The following is an 18,292-nucleotide window of genomic DNA, read 5'->3' on the forward strand; positions in this document are numbered from 1 at the left end:
TAGAAGATTCCTATCCCAACAAGTGATAAAAATATGAAAGTTAAAGTTATGTATTGTATTTACACACCCCTTCGTATTATAATGACTACATATTGAGTGAAAAAAGGAAGTCAATAGTATAAATGAGTGAAAAGAGTATGAATGAAATAAACGAAAGAAATCTTGACAGCACAGTAGATGAAATCATGGAAGAGATCAGAGAACAGACTGTAAGTGAGGTGAAGGACATCAATGAAAAAGAACAGAAAAGTGAAGAAAGACCGCGGAAAAAGAAAGTCACTAAAACAAAACGTCCTTCAGGCCATCACGTATCTGGCGATGGTGTGGATCATAAAGCAGCCTCAGGCGAAGATCGACCGGTTAAGAAAAAGGCTCCGCGCCGGAAAAAGAAAGTAGTTCGTGAAGAGACCGGGCTTCTGGATCTGGATGGAGCAGAAGAATGGCGGGATGAAGAAGAGACAGCAGTACCACCGGTTATTAAAAGTGCAGATATTTTAAGCAGTGGAGATGCAGAAGCATTCAATCCGGATGAGGAAGAGATTTTTGATGATTCTTTCTTTGATGAAGAAGAGGAAAAACCACGCAGAAGAGCTAAACGGGAAAAAAAACAGGGCGCTGAAAAGTCCGGTAAAGTGGTTAAAATTGTAGTTGGCGCTGTGGTTGGAGTGGCAGCGGTTGTTTACCTTGGATTTTCCGTATATTTCATGAATCATTTCTATTTTAATACGAAGATCAATGGTGTGAACTTTTCCGGGAAATCAGTTTCTGCAGTAGAATCATACATGAAGAGTCAGGTAGATGGATATGTTCTCACGATGAAGGAATCAGATGGAACAGAAGAGAAGATTGCCGGAACAGATATTTCTCTTGCGTACAAAGCAGGAGATGAACTGCAGAAGCTCGTAAAAGAGCAGAATGCATTTCTGTGGCCGGTCTGCCTTGGAAAGACACAGACAATTACGGCATCTGTCGGTGTTACATATGACGAAAACCAGCTGGATACCCTGATTAACGGTCTCGAGTGTATGCAGGCAGATCGGCAGGTTGAACCGGTAAATGCACATCCGGAGTATGACGGCAATTCATATGTAGTCAAAGCCGGGGAGACCGGAAGTAAGATTGATACCGAGAATTTCAAAAAGGTAGTGAAAGAATCAATCGAAGGTTTCAAAAGCGAGATTGACATGACCGCTGAAGACTGCTATGTAAAACCAAAATACACAATCAAGTCAGAAGAAGTGAAGAAAGCATGTGACGATATGAATAAGTATCTGAAGGCAAGTATCACTTATACCTTTGGTTCGAATACAGAAGTTGTAGATAAAGATCTGATTTCCCAGTGGGTAACGGTAGATGATAACATGGCAGTTACCTTTAACAGTGATGCAGTTGTGAAATATGTACAGCAGCTGGAGAGTAAGTATGACACTTACCAGACAGCGAGAACATTTACAACCGGAGGCGGCAACAGTGCAACGGTTGAAGGTGGAGACTATGGATGGATCATTGATGAAGCTGCCGAGATTGCAGCCCTTGAAGCGAATATCCGCAACGGAGAGACTGTGACGAGAGAGGCGAATTATTCACAGACTGCAGCAAGTCATGACGGAGCAGACTGGGGAAATACTTATGTTGAAGTCGATCTGACAAACCAGTATATGTATCTTTTTGTAAATGGTGCAATTGTGACACAGGGACCGATCGTTACCGGTAAGCCAAGCAGAGGAGATGCTACACCGCAGGGAGTATATATCCTGAAATACAAAGAAAAAAATACAACCCTTCGTGGACCAAAGAAGGAAGACGGAAGTTACGAATGGGAATCGCCGGTTACTTACTGGATGCCGTTTAACGGTGGAATCGGACTGCACGACGCACCGTGGCAGACGAACTTTGGCGGGGACTGGTATCTGGAACATGGGTCACGCGGATGTGTCAATTTACAGTATGATGTTGCAGAGACGGTGTTCAACAATGTAGATTCCGGAACACCGGTTGTATGTCATTACTAAATTTATGAGAGAGGTTAATTTTATGTATGAGCTGATAAAAAGGGACGGTCGCGCCAAGCGCGGCCGCTTCCATACCGTACACGGAGTGATCGAGACTCCTGTATTTATGAATGTAGGAACAATTGCAGCGATCAAAGGGGCTGTTTCTACTGCAGATCTTGAAGAAATCGGAACACAGGTGGAACTGTCTAATACTTATCATTTGCATGTGCGTCCGGGGGATCAGGTAGTGAAAAAGCTTGGCGGGTTGCACAAATTTATGGCCTGGGACAAGCCGATTCTTACTGATTCCGGCGGATTCCAGGTGTTTTCTCTTGCCGGACTCAGAAAGATTAAGGAAGAGGGTGTATACTTCAATTCCCATATTGACGGAAGAAAGATTTTTATGGGACCGGAAGAAAGTATGCAGATTCAGTCGAATCTGGCGTCTACGATCGCAATGGCGTTTGATGAATGTCCGTCCAGTGTAGCGGAAAGGAAATATATGCAGGCATCGGTAGAGCGTACAACGAGATGGCTCGCAAGATGTAAAGAAGAGATGGCAAGACTCAATTCTCTTGATGATACGATCAACAAACATCAGATGCTTTTCGGGATCAATCAGGGTGGTGTCTATGAAGATATCCGTATTGAGCATGCACAGCAGATCGCAGAGATGGATCTGGATGGATATGCAGTCGGCGGACTCGCAGTTGGTGAGACACATGAAGAGATGTACCGGATTCTGGATGCAGTAGTTCCATGTTTTCCGGTTGCCAAACCGACCTATCTGATGGGAGTCGGAACGCCGGCGAATATTCTGGAAGCGGTAGACAGAGGCGTGGATTTCTTTGACTGCGTATATCCAAGCCGTAACGGAAGACATGGTCATGTTTATACAAAGCATGGTAAGCTGAATCTGTTCAATGCAAAATTTGAACTGGATGAACGCCCGATCGAAGAAGGCTGTCAGTGCCCGGCCTGCCGCCGTTATTCAAGAGCTTATATCCGTCATCTGCTGAAAGCAAAAGAGATGCTTGGAATGCGGCTTTGCGTTCTCCACAATTTATATTATTATAATCATCTTATGGAAGACATCAGAGGAGCGATCGAAGAGGGAAGATATGCCCAGTTCAAGAAAGAGACGCTGGCAAAAATGGAAGAAAAAGAAGATTAGGATAAAAAAATTCTAAAATGTCTTGATGAATGTCCTATTATTGTGTATGATGGTAACAGTGTCTATTTTAGCAGGAGGAAAGAAAAATGAATAATCCAATCGTACTTATTTTATTTTACGTTGTAATTATCGGAGGATTCTGGTGGTTACTGATGAGACCACAGAAAAAGGAACAGAAGAGAGTACAGCTGATGTTATCTGAACTGGCTGTAGGAGATACTGTTCTTACAACAAGCGGTTTTTACGGAGTTGTTATTGATATTACAGATGAAGACGTAATCGTTGAATTCGGAAGCAACAAGAACTGCCGTATCCCGATGCAGAAGTCTGCGATCATGCAGGTCGAAAAGCCGGAGAACAACTAAATCAAATTTTTTGAAAAAAGTTGAAAAAAAGCATTGCATTTTATGTGCAATGCTTTTATAATACAATTATTGGAAACGATACCGATACCGATACCGAAACCGTTACTGTAGAAAGATATGAGGTGCATATTATGAGAACAAGCGGTATATTACTGCCGGTGGCAAGTCTGCCATCAAAATATGGAATAGGTGCTTTTTCGAAAGAAGCATACAAGTTTGTGGATACACTTGAGAAGGCAGGCCAGAGCTACTGGCAGATCCTTCCGTTAGGTCCGACAGGGTATGGAGATTCGCCGTATCAGTCTTTCTCAACTTTTGCAGGAAATCCGTATTTTATAGACCTGGAAAAGCTGATAAAAAAAGGCTGGATTACAGAAGATGAATGTAAGGCATATGACTTTGGTGATAATGCGGGATATGTGGATTATGAAAAGATTTATAACTGCAGGTATGAGATCTTAAGAAAAGCATATGAAAGAAGCCGGATCGCAGATGATGCAGATTTTCAGAAGTTCTGCAAGGAGAATAAAGAATGGCTGGATGATTATGCGCTTTATACGGAGATCAAAGCCGCGAATGATGGGAAAAGCTGGAGTGAATGGGAAGATGAATATCGTCTGAGAGATGAGCTTGCGCTGGAAAAATTCGCCAAAGAGAATCAGGAAGGGATCCTGTTCCAGAAGTTTATGCAGTATGAATTCGCAACACAGTGGGGTGCACTGAAAGCATATGCGAATGAAAAAGGGATTGAGATCATTGGTGATATCCCGATTTATGTAGCGTTTGACAGTGCAGACAGCTGGTCGCATCCGGAACTGTTCCAGTTTGATGAGAACGGACTTCCGACTGGTGTTGCTGGGTGCCCGCCGGATGCATTTAGTGCAACCGGACAGCTTTGGGGTAATCCGCTTTATAAGTGGGAATATCATAAGAAGACCGGATATGCATGGTGGATGAAGAGAATCCGTCATTGTGTAGAGCTTTATGACGTGATCCGAATTGATCATTTCCGTGGATTCGATGAATATTATTCCATTCCATACGGAGATCTGACAGCGGAATTCGGACATTGGGAAAAAGGACCGGGAATGGATATTTTCCGGACAGTAAAAGAGACTCTGGGTGATGTGAAAATTATTGCAGAGGATCTTGGATTCCTGACAGACAGTGTGATCCGGATGGTGGAAGAGTCCGGATATCCGGGAATGAAGGTTCTGGAGTTTGCATTTGATTCCAGAGAGCCTAGCAATTATCTGCCGCATAATTATGATAAGAACTGCGTAGTATACACAGGAACTCATGACAATGAAACACTGGCAGGATGGTACAGAGAATTAAAAAAAGAAGATAAGAAGTTTGCACTTCGCTATATGGGAAGAAAGAAACTCAGTGTCAATGAAGCAGTATGGGAAATCATCCGTCTTGCGCAGTCGAGCGTGGCGGATACCTGTATCATTCCGATTCAGGATTATCTCTGCCTCGGTAATGAAGCGAGGATCAATCATCCGTCAACCCTTGGCGGCAACTGGATCTGGAGACTTCATAAGGATGAGATTTCAAAAAAACTTGTGAAAAAGATCCGCAGGATGACAGAACTTTATTGCAGGATCCCGGAGAAGACCGAGATGACACTTAAGGTTGAAGATGCAGAGGACTTAGGAGAAGAAAAAAAATAAAATGGGAATGACGATCAAAGATATTGCGAAGAAGTGCGGGGTCGGAGTCAGCACCGTATCCCGTGCGCTGAACAATCATCCGGATATCAATCCTGAGACCAAAAAGATGATTTTAAAGACGGTTGAAGAATCAAATTTTGTGCCGAATAACAGTGCGAGGAATCTGAAACGGACCGATTCGAAATCCATTGCGATTCTGGTAAAGGAGATTGATAATCCATTTTTCGCGACAATGATGCGGGTAATGGAAAAAAAGATCCGCAGACAGAAATATTCCTTTTTTATCCAGCATATGGGAAAGGATCAGGATGAGGTCGATACCGCACTGGAGCTGATCAAAGAAAAAAAGCTCAGAGGGATTATTTTCCTGGGTGGAGATTTCAGGAAGAACAAAGAGCGGATTGCAAAGATAAAGGTTCCATTTGTTGTTAGTACGGCAGCATTTGATAAACTGCCGGAGAAATGTATCGCATCCTATGTATCAATTGATGACCGTGCGGAAAGCCGTAAGATCGTAGATCATCTGTGCGAGACCGGACATAAAAAGATTGCAATCCTTGCCTCAGATAAGAAAGATGAGAACATCGGAAAACTCAGATTGGAAGGTTACAGGGAAGCACTGAAAGCACATGGTCTGGAAGTGGATGAGGAAAGAATCTGTTATCTGGATGAAGAAGATACCACATATTCGATGGAAAACGGATATCGGATGATGAAAAAACTGCTGAAAAAAGAAACAGAATTTACCGCAGTATTTGCAATTTCCGATCTGATGGTGATTGGTGCATGCAAGGCGCTTCTGGAAGAGGGAAAAAGGATTCCGGAAGATGTGGCCGTTGCGGGATTTGACGGACTTGACTATACTGGATTTTATCAGCCGGCGATCACTACGATGGCGCAGCCGGTCGAAGAGATCGCGAGACAGTCCGTCGGGATTCTGTTTGACATGATAGAAACAAAGAAAAGCCAGGAAGGGAAATATCTTCCGGCGACACTGAAAGAAAGAGAATCAACTACAGGAGGTAGAAGAACATGGAAGCAAGACTGACAGAGATTTTACAGGAGAAATTCCAGACAGGACTTGAACAGGCAACGAATGAACAGGTATATTATGCGCTGCTTACACTGACAAAGGAACGGATCAAAGAAGGACCGAAGAATGAAGGAAAGAGAAAACTCTATTATATTTCCGCAGAGTTCCTGATCGGAAAGCTTTTATCCAACAACCTGATCAACCTTGGAATTTATGATGAGACAGCAGAGGTGCTGAAAAAGCACGGGAAAAATCTTGCAGAGATCGAAGAAGTTGAACCGGAACCGTCTCTTGGAAATGGTGGACTTGGACGATTGGCAGCCTGCTTCCTGGATTCCATTGCAACACTCGGACTTCCGGGAGACGGAATCGGGCTGAACTATCATATGGGTCTGTTCAAACAGGTATTTACCGACCACAAACAGGATGAACAGAAGAATCCGTGGATTGAAAAAGACAGCTGGCTCAACGATACCGGTATTTCATTTGAAGTCCCGTTCAAGGATTTCAGTCTTCGTTCCCATCTGTATGATATTGATGTAACCGGATACGAAGGCGGAAGCAACAAACTTCATCTTTTTGATGTAGAGACGGTAAATGATGCAATCGTTGGAAACGGAATCAATTTTGATAAGAACGATATCCGTGAGAACCTGACGTTGTTCCTCTATCCGGATGACAGCGACAAGGCAGGAAATCTGCTCCGTATTTATCAGCAGTATTTTATGGTTTCCAATGCAGCACAGTACATCATCCGCGAGTGTGAAGAAAAGGGATATGATCTCAGAAAGCTTCATGAGCATGTGGCGATCCAGATCAATGATACACATCCGTCTATGGTTATTCCGGAGCTGATCCGTCTTCTTGTTCAGAAACAGATCGACTTCAATGAGGCGATTGAGATCGTACAGAAGACCTGCGCGTATACCAATCACACCATCCTCGCAGAAGCACTGGAGAAATGGCCGGTTGATTATCTGGAGCAGGTTGCACCACAGATCGTTCCGATCATCCGTGATCTGGATGCAAGAATTAAGGGAAGATATAAAGATCCGAGAGTCCATATTATCGATGACCAGAATCGTGTACACATGGCTCATATGGACATCCATTATGGATACAGTGTCAACGGAGTTGCTTATCTTCATACAGAAATTCTGAAAAATGAAGAACTGAAACCGTTCTACGACATTTACCCACAGAAATTCAACAACAAGACCAATGGTATTACGTTCAGAAGATGGCTGCTGCACTGCAACCATGAACTGACTGCATGGCTGGATGAGAAGATCGGACCGGATTACCGAAAAGATGCAACAAAGCTTGAAAAACTGCTTGATCATGTAAATGATGAGGAAACCTTAAAGAGTCTTCTTGTGGTAAAACAGAAAAAGAAAGAGGATCTGGCAGCTTACTTAAAAGAAACACAGGGACTGGAGATCAATCCAAATTCAATTTTTGATATTCAGGTAAAACGTCTGCATGAATACAAGCGTCAGCAGATGAATGCATTATATGTGATCTATAAATATCTGGAGATCAAGAGCGGAAAGAAACCGGAGACTCCGATCACGGTAATCTTTGGAGCAAAGGCTGCACCGGCTTATGTTATTGCAAAGGATATCATTCATCTGATCCTCTGCCTGCAGGAGCTGATTGATAACGATCCGGAAGTTGCACCGTATCTGAAAGTGGTTATGGTAGAAAACTACAACGTGACACTGGCAGAAAAGCTGATTCCGTCCTGTGATATTTCTGAACAGATTTCTCTTGCATCCAAAGAAGCAAGTGGAACAGGTAACATGAAATTCATGCTGAACGGGGCTGTGACAATGGGAACAGAAGATGGAGCCAACGTAGAAATCCATCAGTTTGTAGGAGATGAAAATATCTACATCTTTGGAGAATCCAGTGAACAGGTTATCGAGCATTACCGCAAGATGGATTATAATGCAGTTGATTACTATATCAATGATGAAGAGATCCGCAGACTGGTAGACTTTATCATCAGCCCGGAACTTCTCCGTATCGGAGATAAATACCTGCTTCTTGAACTGCATGCAGAACTGATCCGTAAAGACTGGTTCATGACACTTCTTGATGTGAAAGATTATATCCAGAAGAAAGAACAGGCTTACGCAGATTATGAAGACCGCATGGCATGGGCAAAGAAGATGGTTGTGAATATCGCGAAAGCAGGATATTTCTCATCTGACAGAACCATTGCTGAATACAACAGAGACATCTGGCATCTGTAAAATGTATATGTAAAAAACAGAAGTCTGTCCTGAAAAAACAGAGACAGACTTCTGTTTTTTTGTGCAAAAGTGTATTTTTATACGGTTTCTGCGGGAACTTCCTGTATTTCCCTTATTGCGGGAAAAGAGAAGGATATGCTATGATAAGAAGAAATATTGCTGTCTGTTTTCCGGATATGGAAAAGTTTTGGGGAAGATCCGGGGAGCAATAGAAGCAGATGAGAGGTGGATATATGGAAAAAAGAAGAAAAAGTGCATCACTTTTGCCGGTCGGTGTATTTCTGGTATTTTATCTGGGACTGGGTATTTTATTTGAATACATAATGAAAATTCCAATGGGGTTTTATAATGTACCGATCGTAGTGGCGTTTCTGGCGGCGCTCCTGGTTGCGTGTCTGCAGAACAGAAAGGTTGGCTTTGATGAGAAGCTGGAGATCATGGGACGGGGAATCGGAGATAAGAATATTATCACAATGCTGCTGATCTTCCTGACTGCGGGAACTTTTGTGGGAGTGGTTGGAAGAAGCAGTGCAGAGAGTGTGGCGTATTTTATGCTATCGATCATCCCGGCACGGTTTGCGGTTGCCGTCCTGTTTGTGGTTGCATGTTTTGTTTCAACAGCAATGGGAACTTCGGTTGGGACGATCACCCTTCTGACTCCGATTGCGGCGGCAGTTTCGCAGACGTCCGGTTTTTCCCTGGCACTTTGTGTGGCATCGGTGATGGGAGGTTCCATGTTTGGGGACAATCTTTCTTTCATATCAGATACAACAATTGCTGCCTGCAACGGGCAGGGATGTGAGATGAAAGATAAATTCCGGGAAAATTTCTGGATCGCACTTCCGGCAGCGATCGTATCGCTGGTTCTGATCCTGATCAGCTCTTTCCGGGCAGAGATCGGAACGGCAGTTACGCACGAATACAATCTGACGCAGATCATTCCGTATGTGCTGGTGCTGATCGGCGGAATCGCAGGGTTCAATGTCTTTCTGGTACTTCTGACAGGAATTGTGTCCGGTGCGGTGATCATGCTCGCAATGGGGCAGGTAACACCGTATGAAATGCTTGCTGCCATGGGATCTGGTGTGTCCGGGATGTTTGAAACCTGTATGGTGGCGGTGCTGGTTGCTGCAATGTGTGCGCTGATCCGGGAAAATGGTGGCTTTGATGTATTGCTGGATGTGATCCACCGTGTCTTTAAGGGAACGAAAAGTGGTCAGCTGGGTGTTGGTATTTTGGTAGCGCTCCTGGATGTGGCAACAGCGAACAATACCGTAGCAATTGTGATGGCCAATCCAATTGCAAAGGAAATGGCAGACGATTATCAGATCACACCGAGAAAGACGGCCTCCCTTCTGGATACTTTTTCCTGTATTTCGCAGGGAGTGATCCCGTATGGTGCGCAGATGCTTGTGGCAATTTCGGCAGTGCATGAGCTTGGCGGTGAGATTTCTGCATTTCAGATCATTCCGAAGCTTTTTTATCCGGGAATGCTGTTTGTCAGTTCGCTGATCTTTATCTTTGTGATTCCACAGAAAACGGGAAAATAAAACAGAGTTCGCTCTGATTTTTATACTTTTACAGATTAAAGGGTTGAAACCTGACAAAAAATACGGTATTATAGTGTTTAACAGATTTTTGGAACGAAAAATGGTACCAAAATCACAGATACATAGAAGGGAATGACAAAGATGAGCCTGAAAATCGGAGTAATTAAAGGTGACGGAATCGGTCCGGAGATTGTAACGGAAGCGATGAAAGTTCTTGATAAAGCTGGAGAGGTATACGGATTTGACTGTTCTTATGAACAGCTGCTTCTTGGGGGAGCATCCATTGATGTACATGGAGTCCCGCTTACAGATGAGACGGTAGCAAAAGCAAAAGCATGTGATGCCGTACTGATGGGATCCATTGGAGGAGATGCAAAGACTTCCCCGTGGTATAAGCTGGAACCGTCAAAGAGACCGGAGGCAGGTCTTTTGAAGATCAGAAAAGAACTGAACCTGTTCGCTAATCTGCGTCCGGCAGTTTTGTATAAAGAACTGAAGGGTGCATGCCCTCTGAAAGAAGAGATTACAGAAGGCGGATTTGATCTGATGATCATGCGTGAACTGACAGGCGGTCTTTATTTTGGAGAGAGAAAGACAGAAGAAGTGGATGGTGTGATGACTGCATTCGATTCACTTACTTATAATGAGGCTGAGATCCGCCGGATTGCGATCCGCGCGTTTGACATCGCAATGAAGAGAAGAAAGAAAGTGACAAGCGTCGATAAGGCGAATGTATTGGATTCTTCAAGACTCTGGAGAAAAGTAGTAGAAGAGGTTGCGAAAGATTATCCGGAAGTTACACTGGAGCATATGCTGGTAGACAACTGTGCAATGCAGCTTGTAAGAGATCCGAAGCAGTTTGATGTCATTCTTACAGAGAACATGTTCGGAGACATCCTTTCTGATGAAGCAAGTATGGTAACCGGATCGATCGGAATGCTGGCAAGTGCAAGCCTGAATGAGACTAAGTTCGGACTGTATGAACCAAGTGGCGGCTCGGCACCGGATATAGCAGGACAGGGAATTGCAAACCCGATAGCAACAATTCTTTCAGCAGCAATGATGCTTCGTTTCAGCCTGGACCAGGATAAAGCAGCAGATGCGATTGAAGCAGCTGTTTCCCAGGTATTAAAAGATGGATACAGAACCGGAGATATTATGTCAGACGGATGTACAAAGGTTGGAACAGCCCGGATGGGAGATCTGATCTGCGAAAGAATTCGATAGTCAAGGATTTGGAAAGATACAGTTCCGTACTGCTATGGGGAAAGAGAAGCAGGACGGAACTGTAATAGAATAGAGACAAAATTTACAGGAGGATCATAAAATCATGAGAAGTGATAATGTAAAAACAGGTATGCAGCAGGCGCCGCACAGATCATTGTTCAATGCGCTTGGTCTTACAAAAGAAGAACTGGAGAGACCGCTTGTCGGAATCGTATGTTCTTATAACGAAATCGTTCCGGGACATATGAACCTGGATAAAATTGCAAATGCAGTAAAGATGGGAGTTGCCATGGCAGGCGGAACACCGATCATGTTCCCGGCAATCGCAGTCTGTGACGGTATTGCAATGGGACACATCGGTATGAAGTATTCTCTGGTAACAAGAGATCTGATCGCAGATTCGACAGAAGCAATGGCAATGGCACATCAGTTTGACGCCCTTGTTATGATCCCGAACTGTGATAAGAACGTACCTGGACTTTTGATGGCAGCAGCCCGTATTAATGTACCTACAGTGTTCGTCAGTGGCGGACCAATGCTTGCGGGACATGTAAAAGGACAGAAGAGAAGTCTTTCCAGCATGTTCGAGGCAGTTGGATCCTACGCAGCAGGAACAATGGACGAATGTGATGTATGTGAATTTGAAAATAAAGTATGTCCTACCTGTGGATCCTGCTCCGGAATGTATACAGCCAACAGTATGAACTGTCTGACAGAAGTACTTGGTATGGGACTTCAGGGGAATGGAACAATTCCGGCTGTATATTCAGAAAGAATCCGTCTTGCAAAACATGCAGGTATGCAGGTAATGGAAATGTACAGAAGAAATATCCGTCCGAGAGACATTATGACAAAAGAAGCCATCTTAAATGCTCTGACTGTTGATATGGCACTTGGATGCTCAACTAACAGTATGCTTCACCTTCCGGCGATCGCACATGAGATCGGTATGGATTTTGAAATTGATTTTGCAAACGGAATCAGCGAAAAGACTCCGAACCTCTGTCATCTTGCACCGGCAGGTCCTACATATATGGAAGACCTGAATGAAGCAGGTGGTGTATATGCTGTTATGAACGAGCTGAATAAGAAAGGTCTTCTGTACACAGACTGCATGACAGTAACCGGAAAGACAGTTGGAGAAAATATCGCAGGATGCGAAAATAAAAATCCGGAAGTAATCCGTCCGATCGACAATCCATACAGCCAGACTGGTGGACTTGCAGTCCTCAAAGGTAATATCGCACCGGATGGCAGTGTTGTAAAACGTTCTGCAGTTGTACCGGAAATGCTGGTACATGAAGGACCTGCAAGAGTATTTGAATGTGAAGATGATGCGATCAAGGCAATCAAAGGCGGAGATATCCATCCGGGAGATGTTGTAGTTATCCGTTACGTCGGACCAAAGGGTGGTCCTGGTATGCCGGAAATGCTGAATCCGACTTCTGCGATCGCAGGTATGGGACTTGGTTCATCGGTAGCACTTATTACAGACGGCCGTTTCAGCGGTGCATCCCGTGGAGCTTCTATCGGACACGTATCACCGGAAGCAGCAGTCGGCGGACCGGTAGCACTGATCGAGGAAGGCGATATCATCGAGATCGATATCCCGAACCTGAAATTAAATGCAAGAATTTCAGATGAAGAACTTGCAAGAAGAAAAGAAAAATGGCAGCCAAGAGATCCTGAAGTTACAACAGGATATCTTGCAAGATATGCAGCAATGGTAACTTCAGGAAACCGTGGAGCAGTTCTGGAAGTTCCACACAAATAAAGTAAAATCTGGACAAGGGGAATGTACAATGCAATTAAATGGTGCAGAGATACTGATAGAGTGTTTAAAAGAGCAGGGCGTGGATACCGTATTCGGATATCCGGGCGGCGCAATTTTAAATGTATATGATGAATTATATAAGCATAGTAATGAAATCAGACATATCCTTACATCGCATGAGCAGGGAGCTTCTCATGCGGCAGACGGATATGCGCGTGCCACTGGTAAAGTTGGGGTGTGTTTTGCAACCAGTGGACCTGGAGCAACAAATCTCGTAACAGGAATCGCGACCGCATTTATGGATTCTATTCCGATCGTTGCGATCACCTGTAATGTAGGGGTACCGCTTCTTGGAAAAGACAGTTTTCAGGAAATTGACATTACCGGTATTACGATGCCGATCACAAAGTATAATTTTATTGTGAAGAATGTCAATGATCTTGCAAAGACGATCCGCAAGGCGTTTGAGATCGCACAGTCCGGAAGACCGGGACCGGTGCTGATCGATATACCGAAAGATGTGACAGGCAATAAAGCAGAGTATGAGCCTGTCAAAATCCAGCCAATCGTAAAATACAAAAAAGAAATCTGCATGGAAGATATTAACAAGGCAGTAGAGATGATCGAAGAAGCAAAGCGTCCGTTCGTATTCGTCGGAGGCGGAGCTATATTATCTGATGCAAGTGAAGAACTCCGTGCATTCGTAGACAAGGTACAGTGTCCGGTATGTGACTCCCTGATGGGAAAAGGTGCATTTCCGGGAACTGATGAACTTTATACAGGAATGCTTGGTATGCATGGTACCAAGACATCGAACTTTGGAGTCAGTGAATGCGATCTTCTGATCGTAGTCGGTGCAAGATTCTCCGACCGTGTCACAGGTAATCCAAATAAATTTGCAAGTAATGCAAAGATTCTCCAGTTTGATATTGATGTGGCAGAGATGAACAAGAATGTCATCATTGATGAAGGTGTGGTTGGAGATATCAAAGAAGTGCTTGCGGCAGTTAATGAAAAACTGTCACAGCAGGAACACACCGAATGGATCAAAAAGATCCAGGAATATAAAGCGAAATACCCGCTTACCTATCATCCGGAAAGTCTGACCGGTCCGTATGTGATCGAAGAGATTTACAAACAGACAGAAGGTGATGCTATCATCGTCACAGAAGTTGGACAACATCAGATGTGGGCAGCGCAGTATTATAAATTCACAAAACCGAGAACACTGCTTACATCAGGTGGTCTTGGAACCATGGGATACGGTCTTGGAGCCGCAATCGGAGCCAAGATGGGCAGACCGGAGAAGACGGTAGTCAATATAGCCGGAGACGGATGCTTCCGTATGAATATGAATGAAGTTGCAACAGCGGCGCGTTACAACATTCCGATCATCCAGGTTGTAGTAAACAACCATGTGCTTGGTATGGTAAGACAGTGGCAGAATCTGTTTTACGGACAGCGCTATTCAGCAACTGTTCTGAATGATGCAGTAGATTTTGTGAAACTCGCAGAAGCGATGGGGGCGAAAGCGGTAAGAGCTACGACCAGAGAAGAATTCGCAGATGCATTTAAATTTGCTTTAAATGCAGGCGGTCCGGTGGTGATTGACTGTCAGATCGACAGCGATGACAAGGTATGGCCGATGGTTGCTCCGGGTGCTCCGATCAGTGAAGCTTTTGACGAGAAGGATCTGCAGGAAAAACAGCAGATAAACTAGAAAAACATATGCAGCGACAGATACGCAGAGCAGGAATGGAGGAGTAATATGAAACGAGTTTACAATTTTTCAGCAGGACCGGCAGTACTGCCGGAAGAAGTTTTACGAGAAGCAGCAGATGAGATGCTGGATTACAAAGGATGTGGAATGTCCGTTATGGAGATGAGTCATCGCTCGAAAGCTTTTGCTGAAATCATTGAAACCGCTGAACAGGATCTTCGTGATCTGATGGGAATCCCGGATAATTACAAAGTACTGTTCCTTCAGGGTGGCGCAAGCCAGCAGTTTGCAATGATTCCAATGAATCTGATGAAGAACAAAGTAGCGGATTATATTGTTACCGGGCAGTGGGCCAAAAAGGCAGCTGCTGAGGCATCCAAATATGGAAAGGTGAATAAGATCGCATCGTCCGAGGATAAAACCTTTTCGTACATTCCTGACTGTTCGGATCTGCCGGTTGATGAAGATGCAGATTATGTATATATCTGCGAAAATAATACAATTTACGGAACCAAATTCAAGGAACTTCCGAACACGAAAGGCAAGACACTGGTAGCGGATGTATCATCCTGCTTCCTGTCTGAGCCTGTAGATGTGACAAAATATGGTCTCATCTATGGTGGAGTCCAGAAGAATGTCGGACCAGCGGGTGTTGTTATCGCGATCATCCGTGAAGATCTGATTACAGAGGATGTACTTCCGGGAACACCGACCATGCTTACATACAAGACACATGCAGACGCAGGTTCTCTTTACAATACACCGCCGGCATACGGAATCTATATCTGCGGTAAGGTATTTAAATGGCTTAAAAAGATGGGCGGACTGGAAGTTATGAAAGAACGCAACGAAAAGAAAGCCAAACTGCTCTATGACTACCTGGATCAGAGCAAACTGTTCAAAGGTACGGTAGAAAAGAAAGACCGTTCTCTTATGAATGTACCGTTTGTGACAGGCAGTGACGAGCTGGATGCCAAATTTGTAAAAGAGGCAAAAGAAGCAGGTCTTGAGAATCTGAAAGGACACCGTACTGTTGGTGGTATGCGTGCAAGTATTTATAACGCAATGCCATACGAAGGTGTGGAAGCCCTGGTTGCATTTATGAAGAAGTTTGAGGAGGAGAATCTGTAATATGTATAAATATTTTTGCTTGAACCCGATTTCTCCTGTTGGACTGGAGAAATTCAGTGATGATTATGTACCTGCCGGTGAGATGGCAGGAGCAGATGCGGTACTTGTAAGAAGTGCCGGAATGCATGAACTGGAATTTGATAAAGATTTAAAAGCGATTGCCCGTGCCGGGGCCGGTGTAAATAATATTCCACTGGACAAATGTGCGGAGCAGGGAATCGTTGTATTTAATACACCAGGGGCAAATGCCAATGGTGTAAAAGAGCTGGTGATCGCCGGTATGCTGCTTGCATCCAGAGATATCCTTGGCGGGATCAACTGGGTACAGGAGAACGAAGAGGATGGCAATATTGCCAAAGATGCAGAAAAAGCGAAAAAAGCATTTGCAGGCTGTGAGATCCAGGGAAAGAAGCTTGGTGTGATCGGTCTTGGTGCAATCGGTGTCCTGGTTGCCAATGCGGCTACGCATCTCGGGATGGAAGTGTATGGTTATGATCCATATGTTTCTGTAGATTCCGCATGGAGACTTTCAAGAAGCATCCATCACACTAAGAATGTAGATGAGATCTACAAGGAGTGTGATTATATCACAATCCATGTACCGGCACTGGAAGATACAAAGGGTATGATCAATAAGAATGCCATCAGTCTGATGAAAGACGGCGTTGTGATCCTGAACTTTGCAAGAGATGTACTGGTGAACAGTGAAGACATTGTGGATGCACTTGTTGGTGGAAAAGTCGGACGCTATGTAACGGACTTCCCGACACCGGAGATCGCAGGAGTAAAGCATGCGATTGTCATTCCGCATCTGGGAGCGTCAACTGCTGAATCAGAAGATAATTGTGCAAAGATGGCAGTAGAAGAACTGAAGGATTTCCTGGAAAATGGAAATATCCGTAATTCTGTCAACTTCCCGGCATGCGATATGGGTGTAAGGGATAAGACAAGAATTACGATCCTGCACAGGAATATTCCGAACATGATCGGTCAGTTTACTGCGCTTCTGGCAAAGGATAATGTCAATATCGATGATATGACGAATAAGAGCCGTGGCAGCTATGCATATACGATGATCGATGTGGATAATGATGTGGCAGAAGACGTGGTAAAAGGTCTGGAAATGATCGAGGGCGTTTTGAAAGTCAGAGTAATTGCATAAGAAAGTGATGGGGTGCGTTTGAAAAAGCGCATCCCTTTTATTTACATTTTGCCTGGTTATTCAAAAGTTTTCAAAATTCTTTTTTCAAAGGCAGAAAATATTTTTTTCAATGATGATTCAGTGGAAATTTGTTTTTTATAGGCAGTTCAAAAATTAAAAAAATCGTTTTTTAAATAACGATGCTTGCGTATTTTGAAAAATATGGTATGATAGAGGACAAAAGTAGCACTTTACAGTGCGAAAATGTAACGCAGGAGGAAAATATAATGGCATACGAGATTACAGGACATACAGTTCTTACCGGGTTACTGGGGAGTCCGGTAGCACACAGCATTTCCCCAATGATGCATAACGAGGCATTTCGCCAGCTGGAGCTGGATTACGCATATTTGGCATTTGATGTTGGAACAGATAATTTAAAGACAGCAGTAGATGGTCTGAAAGTCATGGGAGTCAGAGGATTCAACCTGACTATGCCTGACAAGAATCTGATGTGTTCACTGGTTGACAAACTTTCACCGGCATCTGAGATCGGTGGAGCAGTCAATACCGTTGTCAATGATAACGGTATACTGACAGGTTACACAACAGACGGAATCGGATTCATGCGTGCAGTCAGTGAGACAGGCATGGATATCATCGGCAAGAAGATGACTCTTCTTGGAGCAGGCGGAGCAGCAGCAGCGATCCTGATCCAGGCAGCACTCGACGGAGTTGCAGAGATTTCGGTATTCAACATCCGTGATGAATTTTTCACCCGCGCAGAAAAGACCATCGAGAAGCTTCATGAGAAGACAGACTGCAAGATCAACCTTTATGATTTCTCTGATCCGGAAGTCCTCAAAAAAGAGATTGCAGAAAGTGCAATTCTGGTAAACGGAACTTCGATCGGTATGGCACCGAAGACAGACAGATGTATCATCACAGACGATAGCGTATTCAGAAAAGACCTGTTTGTATTCGATGTCATCTACAATCCGGAAGAAACCTTATTCCTGAAGAAAGCAAAAGCAGCAGGATGCCAGACACTGAACGGTCTGAATATGCTGTTATATCAGGGTGCTGCATCATTTGAGCTCTGGACAGGAAAAGAGATGCCGGTTGATATTATCAAAGAAAGATATTTCTCGCGTTAATTTGTTGAAAATGATTGACAAAGCCTATTGATTCGTGTAACATAAGTTATAGATTTTAAAAATTACATATTCTACTATCAAAATACAATGAA

Annotated in this window: 13 protein-coding genes and 1 other annotated feature (1 of these 14 only partly in view); all 13 genes read left to right on the forward strand. The window is 43.9% G+C overall.

What is annotated here, in order from left to right:
• Positions 1 to 122: 122 nt before the first annotated feature.
• Complete coding sequence (locus tag ACYQ5K_RS05825) at positions 123 to 2,012, forward strand: L,D-transpeptidase family protein (RefSeq protein ID WP_178024926.1); 1,890 nt, start codon at positions 123 to 125, stop codon at positions 2,010 to 2,012.
• 22 nt (positions 2,013 to 2,034) lie between these two features.
• The gene (gene tgt, locus ACYQ5K_RS05830) at positions 2,035 to 3,168 is read left to right on the forward strand and encodes a tRNA guanosine(34) transglycosylase Tgt (protein WP_459777343.1); all 1,134 of its coding nucleotides are present in this window, start codon (positions 2,035 to 2,037) and stop codon (positions 3,166 to 3,168) included.
• A gap of 86 nt (positions 3,169 to 3,254) precedes the next feature.
• Positions 3,255 to 3,533 (forward strand): preprotein translocase subunit YajC, encoded by a 279-nt coding sequence (yajC, locus tag ACYQ5K_RS05835; RefSeq protein ID WP_008374927.1) that lies wholly within the window; start codon positions 3,255 to 3,257, stop codon positions 3,531 to 3,533.
• A 131-nt stretch (positions 3,534 to 3,664) separates the two neighbouring features.
• Complete coding sequence (gene malQ, locus ACYQ5K_RS05840; protein WP_173687725.1) at positions 3,665 to 5,209, forward strand: 4-alpha-glucanotransferase; 1,545 nt, start codon at positions 3,665 to 3,667, stop codon at positions 5,207 to 5,209.
• 1 nt (position 5,210) lies between these two features.
• Positions 5,211 to 6,257, forward strand: coding sequence for a LacI family DNA-binding transcriptional regulator (locus ACYQ5K_RS05845; RefSeq protein WP_173687726.1), 1,047 nt, complete (start codon positions 5,211 to 5,213; stop codon positions 6,255 to 6,257).
• A complete protein-coding gene (locus ACYQ5K_RS05850; RefSeq protein ID WP_459777344.1) occupies positions 6,242 to 8,500 on the forward strand; it encodes a glycogen/starch/alpha-glucan phosphorylase in 2,259 nt (752 codons plus the stop codon). Before ACYQ5K_RS05845 ends, ACYQ5K_RS05850 begins: the two co-directional genes overlap by 16 nt.
• 233 nt (positions 8,501 to 8,733) lie before the next feature.
• Positions 8,734 to 10,050, forward strand: coding sequence for a Na+/H+ antiporter NhaC family protein (locus ACYQ5K_RS05855; protein WP_459777345.1), 1,317 nt, complete (start codon positions 8,734 to 8,736; stop codon positions 10,048 to 10,050).
• A gap of 141 nt (positions 10,051 to 10,191) precedes the next feature.
• The gene (leuB, locus tag ACYQ5K_RS05860; RefSeq protein WP_459777346.1) at positions 10,192 to 11,277 is read left to right on the forward strand and encodes a 3-isopropylmalate dehydrogenase; all 1,086 of its coding nucleotides are present in this window, start codon (positions 10,192 to 10,194) and stop codon (positions 11,275 to 11,277) included.
• A gap of 103 nt (positions 11,278 to 11,380) precedes the next feature.
• Positions 11,381 to 13,051, forward strand: coding sequence for a dihydroxy-acid dehydratase (gene ilvD, locus ACYQ5K_RS05865; RefSeq protein ID WP_459777347.1), 1,671 nt, complete (start codon positions 11,381 to 11,383; stop codon positions 13,049 to 13,051).
• A gap of 28 nt (positions 13,052 to 13,079) precedes the next feature.
• Positions 13,080 to 14,771 carry a biosynthetic-type acetolactate synthase large subunit gene (gene ilvB / locus ACYQ5K_RS05870; protein WP_173687730.1) on the forward strand — a complete coding sequence of 564 codons (1,692 nt, stop codon included), beginning with the start codon at positions 13,080 to 13,082 and terminating at the stop codon, positions 14,769 to 14,771.
• 48 nt (positions 14,772 to 14,819) lie between these two features.
• The gene (serC, locus tag ACYQ5K_RS05875; protein ID WP_173687731.1) at positions 14,820 to 15,902 is read left to right on the forward strand and encodes a 3-phosphoserine/phosphohydroxythreonine transaminase; all 1,083 of its coding nucleotides are present in this window, start codon (positions 14,820 to 14,822) and stop codon (positions 15,900 to 15,902) included.
• A gap of 1 nt (position 15,903) precedes the next feature.
• Positions 15,904 to 17,064: a phosphoglycerate dehydrogenase gene (locus ACYQ5K_RS05880; protein WP_459777348.1), complete on the forward strand. Its 1,161-nt coding sequence runs from the start codon at positions 15,904 to 15,906 to the stop codon at positions 17,062 to 17,064.
• 266 nt (positions 17,065 to 17,330) lie between these two features.
• The gene (locus ACYQ5K_RS05885) at positions 17,331 to 18,200 is read left to right on the forward strand and encodes a shikimate dehydrogenase (protein ID WP_459777349.1); all 870 of its coding nucleotides are present in this window, start codon (positions 17,331 to 17,333) and stop codon (positions 18,198 to 18,200) included.
• 78 nt (positions 18,201 to 18,278) lie between these two features.
• Positions 18,279 to 18,292, forward strand: a binding site (T-box leader) (it continues 257 nt past the right edge of the window).

This window comes from Allocoprococcus similis, assembly GCF_054660775.1.

What these genes read in the sequence shown, in the direction of transcription:
- ACYQ5K_RS05825 (WP_178024926.1), top strand. Translation starts at nt 123, where the DNA reads ATGAGTGAAAAGAGTATGAATGAAATAAACGAAAGAAATCTTGACAGC.
- tgt (WP_459777343.1), top strand. Translation starts at nt 2,035, where the DNA reads ATGTATGAGCTGATAAAAAGGGACGGTCGCGCCAAGCGCGGCCGCTTC.
- yajC (WP_008374927.1), top strand. Translation starts at nt 3,255, where the DNA reads ATGAATAATCCAATCGTACTTATTTTATTTTACGTTGTAATTATCGGA.
- malQ (WP_173687725.1), top strand. Translation starts at nt 3,665, where the DNA reads ATGAGAACAAGCGGTATATTACTGCCGGTGGCAAGTCTGCCATCAAAA.
- ACYQ5K_RS05845 (WP_173687726.1), top strand. Translation starts at nt 5,211, where the DNA reads ATGGGAATGACGATCAAAGATATTGCGAAGAAGTGCGGGGTCGGAGTC.
- ACYQ5K_RS05850 (WP_459777344.1), top strand. Translation starts at nt 6,242, where the DNA reads ATGGAAGCAAGACTGACAGAGATTTTACAGGAGAAATTCCAGACAGGA.
- ACYQ5K_RS05855 (WP_459777345.1), top strand. Translation starts at nt 8,734, where the DNA reads ATGGAAAAAAGAAGAAAAAGTGCATCACTTTTGCCGGTCGGTGTATTT.
- leuB (WP_459777346.1), top strand. Translation starts at nt 10,192, where the DNA reads ATGAGCCTGAAAATCGGAGTAATTAAAGGTGACGGAATCGGTCCGGAG.
- ilvD (WP_459777347.1), top strand. Translation starts at nt 11,381, where the DNA reads ATGAGAAGTGATAATGTAAAAACAGGTATGCAGCAGGCGCCGCACAGA.
- ilvB (WP_173687730.1), top strand. Translation starts at nt 13,080, where the DNA reads ATGCAATTAAATGGTGCAGAGATACTGATAGAGTGTTTAAAAGAGCAG.
- serC (WP_173687731.1), top strand. Translation starts at nt 14,820, where the DNA reads ATGAAACGAGTTTACAATTTTTCAGCAGGACCGGCAGTACTGCCGGAA.
- ACYQ5K_RS05880 (WP_459777348.1), top strand. Translation starts at nt 15,904, where the DNA reads ATGTATAAATATTTTTGCTTGAACCCGATTTCTCCTGTTGGACTGGAG.
- ACYQ5K_RS05885 (WP_459777349.1), top strand. Translation starts at nt 17,331, where the DNA reads ATGGCATACGAGATTACAGGACATACAGTTCTTACCGGGTTACTGGGG.